Below are 9550 nucleotides of genomic sequence, written 5' to 3'. Positions count from 1 at the left end.
CCAAAGTGCAAAGCGATGCCGGTAAAGACATTTACCGGTTACGTAAAGCCATCGTGGAACCCGCGTGGGGGCAAATGAAAGAATGTCAGGGCTTTCGTCAGTTTCACCTCCGTGGCGAAGATAAGGTAGAGGGTGAGTTCGTCCTTTTGGCTTTAAGCTATAATTTAAGAAAGCTTCATTCTGCCAGATATCCCAAACCATCCACGGTGTATAAACGGGAGAGGTCTGCCCAAAAACGTAAAAAAGCGGCGTAACTCCCACAAAGGCAAAGAAAGACACAGTGATTATACTCAAATCGTGATGAAAAATCATTTGAAAACCGAGTCTTACTCCGAAGGGACCTACAAAAGTAACTCCGTCGGACAGACTCCTAGGACCGGCCTGCGGTTCGCCCAACGTAACTTTTGGCGCCCGCCTTGCGTCTAATGAGAAAAAGAAACGAAGGAGCTGCTTTCGTGAAAACAAATCGGGAACCGAAGCGGTTATGGCGCCGCTGGCTGGCCGCCGGAGCGGTATGTACGTTCGCTTATACCCTGACTATGGCCGCGCCTGCGGCGGCGGAGCATCCGGCAAGCGGAAAGATCGGGGACGTTATCGGGCGGGTGCTCTCCACCGATATTCGGGCGTATATTAACGGCCAGCCCATCCCCTCGATGAATATCGACGGCTACACCGCCGTCGTAGCCGAAGATTTGCGGCAGTACGGGTTTGAAGTCGCATGGCTTCCCGAACGGCACAAAGTATCGATTCATTACGCTTCCGGCAAGCCCGCCGCGCCGCTGCCCCTGCAGCAGAATGATCCGCCAAGCCGGGTCGGCGTCAAGCTGGCGGATGTGCTGTACACGGACATTCAGGCCGAGTACGACGGGGTGAGCATCCCTTCTTACAACATCGGCGGGCAAACGGCGGTGCGGCTGAACGATCTCGGGCCGTTCGGGCAGCTCGATTGGAATGAGCAGGCTCGGACATTAAGCTTCGCTCCCGGCGAGACGGAAGCTTACAAGGAACACGCGCCGCTCGTCATCCGGCAGACGGCCATAACGGAGCTGGGCCCGATAACGGCCGCGGATTCGGTCGTCCGGCTGAAGGACGCCGTCATCGGCCGCATCGCCGACGGAACGCCGATGCTCTCGATCCGCAAGCTGGCCGAGCGGCTCGGCTACCTCGTATCCGAGGATGCGCGGCAGCATGCGCTCACTCTGGATAACGGCGTCAATCGCATTCAAATGATCCCGGATCGGAAGGGCCCTTCTCTATACTGGCTCGGCTCGGAGACCGAAGGACCCGACTGGTCCAAGGCGCCCTTGATCGAGAATGGAGACTGGCTCGTGCACGAACAGGACGCGCGCGCTTTGCTAGGCTGCTCCACGGACATCAATCACAGCGACTCGCAGTGGGATTACCGCTGCGCGGAATACGAGGTGCAGGACTACGGCGTGCCGGATTCGAGTCCGAGCTATTTGTACGGCGTGCAGGCGGACGCCTACCTGAACGACGGCAAGCTGTTTATTCCTGCGCTGATCGCCAGAAATCACGCCAGTCAGTCCCTGTACACGGAAGGCCGGTTCAACGTGTTCAAGACCGGCGAAGCGACCGGAGACGGCGGGCTGTCCCGGTATAAGCTGGCCGCGGAGACGCCGCTCGACATCGAGGATAACGACGTCGTTCTGCAGCTTATGAACGGCTACAAGATGCTGTATCAGAAAAGATTTGCCCCGGCCATCGATCTGCAGGAAACCGGCGGCTTGCTGCCGGACGATACGCCGTTGCCGCATGGCGAGTACAGCCGCATTTTGCTCGATCAGCCGGTTTCCGCCCTGACGGCGACGGAGCTTGCCTCCGTGAAGGTGAGCGGCTCCGTCCATACGGCGGTCGGCTCCAAGCTGAAGTTTATCGTAGAGAAACGGGAAGCTGGCGGTTATCGCAAAGTATGGGAGCAAGCGGCGAGCCTGCCCGCCGAGCGGTTCTCCGAGGAGCTGCCGCTTCCGAGCGGCCAGGGACTGTACCAGATTCGCATTCTAAGCGAGCAGCGAGAAACAACAGCCGGGGTCATCCGCTACGACTTCGACATCGCCCGTCTATACGTGCGAAAAACCGCCGGAGACCCGCTCCCGTCTCCCGTGGATGCGCAGTCCTATACGCCTCCGGCTACGGCAAAGCTCCATGAACTCAGCGGTTCATGGACAGCCGGCAGTTATCCGGAGCGGTTCGTCGGCTACCGCGGAATGCCGCTTGCGCTCAGCCTGGACGCCTACGACTTCAACAGCCCGTACGGCTTCTGGCTCGGGTCTCCCGTCGAGATCAGCCTGCAGCTGACTCATGTCGGAGACGACCCGCTGGAGATCACTAAGCCGATCGCCTACGGTATCGTCATTGCGCGGGTAGTCGAGCAAGGCGATGAAAACGTGTTTCAACCGGTATGGCACGGCAGCGTCCCGGTCCTGACGGGAAGCTTGAAGCCGCTCGAGTACCGCCAGTTTCAATTCCGCTGGGATATGAAGGACGACGACGGACAACCGGTTCCTCCCGGCAATTACCGGATCGAGACCGTTATGCCGACGACGTACGAGTTGCGCGATGCGAACACCGGCCAAGCGCAAACCCAGTCGGCCGAGCAGACGATGCGGACCGATGCCGCATTGATCGTCGAATGGCCGCAGCCATAACCGCGATGAGATAAACTCTAACGATGTATCTTTCAAGGATGAGCAACCGCGGTTAACGATGCCCCTTAGACCTTCCGTATGAGCGGAACCGCTAGCTTGAATATGTAAGACTTGCCTGCAAGGTGAAAAATGAACAAATAGAAACGGACTAGCGTACGATATTACGCTAGTCCGTTTCATTCTGTACCGAGTCAAGTTCGAACAACCGCCGCCGGCATACTTGCCTTAACGGTCCGCCCTGTAGTACTCGTACGTTTTCCACCGCGAATGAGCTGAGACCGGCTTTTGATTCGGCCACGGCCGAGCCGTTACCCAGGTCTCCGAGCCGGATATTACCCGGCGCCATATTTCTTCGATAATTCCGTACGTTAACGGAGGAATGGTCTTGGAGTGTTGAGCCTTGTTTAATGAACAAACCGCAGCACAAAGACGGTCCAGACAAGCATTCATAATGCTCTGTCCCAGCTCGGGCGTCGCTTCATCCGCATCGTCGCCGAGCGCCATCTTCCCTCCGGAGCCCGGCACATTCTCCCACGCTCTGGCCTCCATATCCACCAGGTCGGGTCGAAGGTACATTAGCTGAGATAGCTCGTATTTTCCCGCGTGATCCCCTGTGTACAGTCCATCCGCGAGCTCAGGATCGCTTCGGACCCATACGGTAACCGGAATGTGCTCCGCAAAGACAGCGGCTGCTTGGCGCAAATCCGCTTGATTGCCTCCGCTATGTCCCGAAACGACGACAATGGTTCGAAATCCCGCGTTGACGAAGGACCTAAGCTGGTACAGAAATAAATGAATCATCACCGCGGGCGGAATGCCGGTTAGGAGAGGATCGGTTTCCCCTACTTCCTCCTCCAGCCATCTGGCGTGGTATCCCGCTTCATGAATGTGATAGCCCATGGAAGGCGCTACGATCCCTCCAGTGCGACGAGCCGCTTCGATACAGAGCCATTCCGCTTTAAACGTATCGAGTCCAAAGGCACTTACCTGCCCATGCGGCTCACAAATTCCAAGCGGCAAATAAACCGTCGGGCTTTCTGCCAACCTGGCTCTGAATTCATACGGCAGCAGCTCGGACCATAACACCTTAGGCCCAATATTTGGTTTCATAGAAGTTCCTCACCCATCTATAGTGACGGCGAATGTCTTCAAAAACATCCTCGGGCAAAGGCGGTTTGCCGGCCGCTGCAATATTCTCGTCGGCATACTTCATCACATGCATCGAGCTGATTGCCGTCGTCACTCCCGGATGTTGAAGTACAAACCGGATGGCTAGCTCCGCTAAGCTATCGGCATATTGGGGGATGAATGCCTCCTTCAAACGGTTCACTCGCTCTATATAGATAGAACGGGGCAAATAATCGAAGTAGGATTTGCGGAAATCCCCTTCTTCAAATGCGGTATCTTCTCGCAGAAAGCCCGTCAAGCCCCCTTCGTCCAGAATACAGCGCGCGATGACGGCAACACGGTTCTCAACGCAAAATGGAACCAGGCAATCCAGAGGAAGAGGATCGAATAGATGAAATACCGTCTGCACCGAATCAATCTTGCCGCTTTGTACGAGAGATAATGCAAGGTCATGGCGCTGATCGGGAAGCGAAATCCCGATTCCCCGGATCTTCCCCTCCTCTTTTAACTTAAGCAGCTCCTCCATCCAATAATCAACGTGATCCCATTGGGGCCAATATTGGTGAAGCTGCATTAAATCTATCGTCTCTACACCGAGCAGCTTGAGCGAGATCTCCGTGCTTTCTCTAAGCCAACCCTTGGGGTAGGCTGTCTCAATCGGAATCGGCTGGCCCCACCCTAAATTGCCGGGGCCTCGGGACTGGACTTTGGAAGCGATGAACGGCTTCTCGCCTGTCCACTCTCTCAGAGCCAGCCCGAGAATTCTTTCCGATTCCCCGTAATTACGGGCCGTATCGATAAAGTTGACGCCTTGCTCCAGGCAGTTCAAGACGGACCGGATCAGCTCTTTTTCTCCATATTGCCCAAAAACGCCGCCCAGACCCATAGCTCCAAAGCCTAAACGCGAAACGGATGTTTCCAGCTTCCCGAATGGATTTTTTTGTATCATACGGCTCCCTAGACCTCCTGACCATTAAATGGGTGGTGAAAAACAAGCAGCCTGCGGTCGATAGAAGTTTCCACTCGCTCCGTCTACAAAGGCGAGCGCTTACGCTGTTCCAGCTTTCTATCGACTCTTCGGCAACTTGTTCACCACGCTTTTAAAGCTGAATAAATACTTTGTTATTCTCGATCTTTACCGGATACGTCTTAAGATCGACACACACCGGAGCTCGTTTGGCCGCGCCGGTCTTGATATCGAAACGACCGTTGTGCTTCGGGCATTCAATAACACTCCCCATGACAAGCCCGTTCGCAAGATGAATTTTCTCATGGGTGCAGTATCCGTCGGTTGCAAAAAATTCGCCTTTGTCGGTACGATACACGGCAAAAGTGCGATCATCATGGTCAAATCTCATAACATCTTCCATTTCGATATCCTCGATATGACAGACTTCCAACCATTCTGTTACCGTCATGCCGGCTACACTCCTTTGTTTAATAATGCTCGTTAACGTTAAGGCCTCGTTAATTGCAATTCGAGATCCAATTCATTGGGGATTCCATACATATAGGGTCGTGCCGTGCTTGGCAGCGGCTTGACAACCACATAAGCCGGGTCCTGCTTCTGCTTGCGCAGCGCTGTAATAACCTCTGCCAGAGCCGCCCAAAGACTGGTTCGCGCGGCCGGGCAGTCCGCCTTCATCTCCTCGTGCAGCTTCGGCAGCGCATGGTAGGGAACCATCGGGAACATATGGTGTTCCGTATGATAGTTCATGTTCCAGTACAAGAACCGAAACACCGGATTCATATAAATCGTACGGGTATTCAGACGATGATCCAGGACGTCTTCGTATAAGCCGAGATGCTGGGTAATGCCGAAGGTAATGACGACGATACCGCCGTAGAACGAGGGCAGGAATACAAACATGGCCGGCAGCAGGCTTCCGGCGTAGAGGCAAGCTCCTATAACCCCCAGTATGATCAGCATATAGACGCGCGCTTCCCAGAATGTTTTTTTAAACTGAGATTCAGGGATATATTCCTTCTCTTGAGCCTCCAATTTGCCAAAGGTATGCAGAAGGAAGCGCTTGATTTCTATGGGGCCGCCATATAAATGAAAGACCTGCAGCAGAAGCTGCTTCCAAATCGGCGGTCTCTCCGTAATGATCTCCGGATCGCGTCCTACGATAATCGTATCCGTATGATGCCGGGCATGGCTCCAGCGCCACGGCGTAGCCGAGCGAAGCACCATAAAGGAAGCGATTTGATATAGAACCTCGTTCATCCAAGGCGTTTTGAATGCCGTACCGTGCCCGCATTCATGCCATCTGGAATCGCCGGGCGTAGCGTACAAAATGCCATACGCCAGAAAGGCCGGCACCGCCCACCAGGTCCCCCAGGAAAGAAAAGCCAGATAGCCTAACAGGACAAGTCCGCCGAACCATATGATCGTATCCCGTATGGCGGGACCGTCCTTTCTCTTCATCAATTCCTTCATTTTGGGGCGGGGAATCGGGCTGGTGTACCAATCGGCCGCTACCAGTCCCCGTTCCTCGGCGCGTTTGCCCTCCGGTCCCGTAATGCTGTAATCCCTTCTCTTGGTCCGTACTTCCATCTCAAATCTCCTTTCAAACGGTCAGCCGGATAACGGATAAGCGCGCTATTCTGCACGCTTATCCGCCAATCAAACGTTCAAGGGTTTGTTTTAGACGCCCAGTCGCTTCAGCTTGCCGTCCAGAAACTGCTTAGCCCGGGGAATGTCGGTCTCGTCGAGATGCTCAATAATGATCGGAATATTCGGGTGCAGCTTCGCCAAGCGGGCCAAATATAAATCATAGTTCAGTATGCCCAGTCCCGGCGCTGGAAGCTCGACGGCCCCCGCTCCGCGGAACGTATGAGATTCGGCGGCGTCGATATTGGCGTGCTTTTCTCCTGTGTCCTCCGCCGGCTTACAGTCCTTGGCGTGGGCAATCTTGATTCTGTCGCCCAATGCATTGAAGATGCGGTGAATCTCTTCGTCCACATGATGAATATTCGTGTCCGTAAAGTAGTTGGTCGGGTCCATTAGCAAGCCGAGCCCCGGATGATCGACATCGGAGAACAGCCTCGTCACTTGATCGACCGAACCGATGATATTGTTCACATAGTTCTCAACCAGGAACACCGAACCATGCTCATAAGCGAATTTTGCCAGATCTTCAATCTGACTGCATATCTCTTCGTATGCTTCCTCTGTTCCGTTCTTCGGATCCCAGACCCAATCGCTTTCTTGGTTATATGTACCGGTTTCGCTGATGACATATGGGGTACCCAGATCGCGGGCATAGCGCAGAAGATTCTTTAACCCTGCGATGTTCTGTTCCCGAATATCCGGGTTAGGATGAATAATATTGGTGTATCCCGAGATGGCCACTATTGGCAGGTTAGCGTCCCGGAACGCATGCTGTATGAATTGAGCCTTGCTCCTATCGAGGTTATGGGCGGATACATCCAGATCTTTGAAGGAGAGATCCAGTTGAACACAGGAAAAGCCGTCCTTCTGAATGCGTGAAATCGTTTCCGCCAATGTATACGGATAATACCCGTTAAAAATACCTACTGAAATCATGAACCATCGCCTCCCAAAAAGTTAATTGAATGAACTCGCTACTTCCTCAAACAAGACCGTGCGTCCTTCGGCAATCGATCGGTAGCATCCATCCACGGCGGCCATCGTCAGCAGATTGTCCCTGCCGCTGATCTCAGGCTCGCTATCCGTCTCAACCGCCCGAAGCAATTGAGCCATCGTTCCTTGAAATGCATCCGGGAACCATACCTCGTCCCAGGTCGGACGATGCCACTCATTCGGCGATGCTTTGGTCGTGTATTCGATCGTACTGGGTTGCCGCTCCGGATAGGAGGGCCAGCCGATTGTCCCTTGCGCCAGACCGTCCAGTCCAACGACTCTCCATTTGATGTAGATGTCCTTCTCGGTGCCTTCGCCCGGCCATGCCCACACATCGTCAAGGCTCGTCGCCAACAGCTCGTTAGCGTACTGGAACGAATATTGGGAAATACCGTCAATATGCCGGAAGGTCGTTCTCGGGTCCCGCCTTGCGACAGCCGTGATTTTCAACGGGTTGCCGAATAAGTAACGGAACGTATCGATATGGTGGATGCCCATGTTCAAAATTTCGACGTTCTCGTATTGATGCAGGAAATCCTGCCAATGAGGAATCGCGCGCATTTCGATCGTGGCCAAAACGGGCAATCCAAGATCTCCCCGGTCCAAAAGCGCCTTGAGGGCGCGGATCGATTGATCGTAGCGCATATTCGAATTGACCCCTAATTTGATGCCCGCCTCTTCGCAAAGTTGGACGATTTCGGAGGCTTCGCGTGAATTCATCGCCAACGGCTTTTGGCACAGAATGCCTTGGATGTGCTTCTGCTTTACGGCCTTTTTCACCACCTCAAGCTGCTTATCCGGCGGGATGGCAATGTCCAAAATTTCGATCTCCGGATCGTTTATCAGCTCTTCCCACGTTGCATACACCTTCGCGATCCCTCGCTGCTCCGCCACTGCTTTGGCATTTTCAAATGTCCTCGAAGCTATGGCTGCCGGATTAAATCCCGCATCCCGATACGCAACCAAGTGGCAGTCCCTCATAATAAACCCGGAACCGATACAGCCGATTCTGAAATCTTTCCGATTCGGCAGCTGCGGTCGAATAGATAAATCCAAATCCGTCGAATTCAAGCCGATTCCTCCTTATAGTCAACTTGCATAACGAAACCGTCAATCCAGCGCTTCGGTCCACATGGAAGTCGCAAAGCGGAACGTTTCTCCCGGCATTAGGCCTCTGGCTCCAGTCCGTTCAGATTCATAAGGCAAATTAAACGCGTCGGTAACATACGTATAAGGTTCCAGAGAGTAAGCCGAAGACCAGTCAGGACGGAACAGCACCAGATAAGGGAACTCCGGACCGAGACGAAAGAGGATGGAATACGCGTTATCAGGCACGTCGATTCGGCAGGTGGCCCCGCCTTCCCTTAGGGTAACCAGCGAGCAGCCCAGTTCGGAATACTCCGAGATCGAGACGCCTTCGTTCAGGCTCCGGCTGAACTCGGTCTGCGAAGGCAGGCCTTTCACCATGGCCTGAGAAGTTACAGGCCATTCCTCCAAGGCGGGAGCATGGAGAATGATGTCTCTTCCGCGATGGAAAGGGAGGGAGAAATAAGGATGAAGCCCGAATGCCAAAGGCGACTCTTCCTCTCCGTCGTTTACAATGGCGCCTTCCAAGTAAAGACGTCCCGCCAATAACCGGTAAGTGACCGTAAAGGCTAGCGAGTGAGGGAAATAAGCCATTAGGTCCGGATGGGAAGCATAGCTAAACCGGCTTGTTACATACGCTCCGCCGTCGCCTGATACCCCCTTTTCCACGATCTCCCATGCCCGTTTACACAGTTCCCCGTGCAGATGAAAATCCGGAGGCTCGTTAATGGGCAATCCGTATTCCCTTCCCCGGTAGCTGAACCTTCCTTTATGTACGCGATTGGGGGGAAACAAGATAGGCATGCCGTACTGAAATGGCGCAAACGCTTCCTGTTGCAGCTTCTGCATACGGGCCGGCGGCTCGATAACCGGATGATCTCCGCTCTCAAAACGAATCAGATTGTTCCCGATGCCGGGAATAATCTCCGCTATGGAGCCGGTAGCCGGTTCCCTGAGAACAACGATATCCAGTCCCTCTTTGACAACCTGTTCTACCGATGCCGAATTACTTGTCAATGCAGGTCCCTCCCTAGTTGGTAACGCTTTCTAAAAATCATTATAG

General features: G+C 54.0%; 9 protein-coding genes. 2 read left to right on the top strand and 7 right to left on the bottom strand.

Annotation, left to right across the window (positions count from 1 at the left end; translation table 11 throughout):
* The coding region (locus N0M98_RS12270; protein ID WP_259618038.1) for a transposase at positions 1-254 on the top strand (254 nt) is incomplete at its 5' end.
* A gap of 201 nt (positions 255-455) precedes the next feature.
* The gene (locus tag N0M98_RS12265; protein WP_259618037.1) at positions 456-2666 is read left to right on the top strand and encodes a T9SS type B sorting domain-containing protein; all 2211 of its coding nucleotides are present in this window, start codon (positions 456-458) and stop codon (positions 2664-2666) included.
* 225 nt (positions 2667-2891) lie between these two features.
* Here N0M98_RS12265 and N0M98_RS12260 read toward each other — a convergent pair whose 3' ends face one another.
* The 7 genes from N0M98_RS12260 to N0M98_RS12230 all read right to left on the bottom strand — a co-directional run bounded on the left by N0M98_RS12260 (position 2892) and on the right by N0M98_RS12230 (position 9504).
* Positions 2892-3776, bottom strand: a complete 885-nt coding sequence (locus tag N0M98_RS12260; RefSeq protein ID WP_259618036.1) for a creatininase family protein — start codon at positions 3774-3776, stop codon at positions 2892-2894.
* Positions 3754-4743: an aldo/keto reductase gene (locus N0M98_RS12255; RefSeq protein ID WP_259618035.1), complete on the bottom strand. Its 990-nt coding sequence runs from the start codon at positions 4741-4743 to the stop codon at positions 3754-3756. The genes N0M98_RS12260 and N0M98_RS12255 overlap by 23 nt, the downstream gene beginning before the upstream one ends.
* A gap of 151 nt (positions 4744-4894) precedes the next feature.
* Positions 4895-5212 (bottom strand): MocE family 2Fe-2S type ferredoxin, encoded by a 318-nt coding sequence (locus N0M98_RS12250; protein ID WP_259618034.1) that lies wholly within the window; start codon positions 5210-5212, stop codon positions 4895-4897.
* A gap of 38 nt (positions 5213-5250) precedes the next feature.
* Complete coding sequence (locus N0M98_RS12245) at positions 5251-6351, bottom strand: fatty acid desaturase family protein (RefSeq protein ID WP_259618033.1); 1101 nt, start codon at positions 6349-6351, stop codon at positions 5251-5253.
* 90 nt (positions 6352-6441) lie between these two features.
* Positions 6442-7344 carry a sugar phosphate isomerase/epimerase family protein gene (locus N0M98_RS12240; protein ID WP_259618032.1) on the bottom strand — a complete coding sequence of 301 codons (903 nt, stop codon included), beginning with the start codon at positions 7342-7344 and terminating at the stop codon, positions 6442-6444.
* Positions 7345-7365: 21 nt separating this feature from the next.
* Complete coding sequence (locus N0M98_RS12235) at positions 7366-8472, bottom strand: Gfo/Idh/MocA family protein (protein ID WP_259618031.1); 1107 nt, start codon at positions 8470-8472, stop codon at positions 7366-7368.
* Between the two features lie 39 nt (positions 8473-8511).
* On the bottom strand, positions 8512-9504 hold the full coding sequence (locus tag N0M98_RS12230) for an aldose 1-epimerase (protein ID WP_259618030.1): 993 nt from the start codon (positions 9502-9504) through the stop codon (positions 8512-8514).
* Positions 9505-9550 lie beyond the last annotated feature (46 nt).

Source organism: Paenibacillus doosanensis (assembly GCF_025060755.1).
GTDB classification, from domain to species: domain Bacteria; phylum Bacillota; class Bacilli; order Paenibacillales; family NBRC-103111; genus Paenibacillus_S; species Paenibacillus_S doosanensis.
The sequence above is the reverse complement of the archived record's forward strand: the minus strand, read 5'-3'. Positions and strand labels throughout refer to the sequence as shown.

What these genes read in the sequence shown, in the direction of transcription:
- N0M98_RS12250 (WP_259618034.1), bottom strand. Translation starts at nt 5,212, where the DNA reads ATGACGGTAACAGAATGGTTGGAAGTCTGTCATATCGAGGATATCGAA.
- N0M98_RS12255 (WP_259618035.1), bottom strand. Translation starts at nt 4,743, where the DNA reads ATGATACAAAAAAATCCATTCGGGAAGCTGGAAACATCCGTTTCGCGT.
- N0M98_RS12245 (WP_259618033.1), bottom strand. Translation starts at nt 6,351, where the DNA reads ATGGAAGTACGGACCAAGAGAAGGGATTACAGCATTACGGGACCGGAG.
- N0M98_RS12260 (WP_259618036.1), bottom strand. Translation starts at nt 3,776, where the DNA reads ATGAAACCAAATATTGGGCCTAAGGTGTTATGGTCCGAGCTGCTGCCG.
- N0M98_RS12240 (WP_259618032.1), bottom strand. Translation starts at nt 7,344, where the DNA reads ATGATTTCAGTAGGTATTTTTAACGGGTATTATCCGTATACATTGGCG.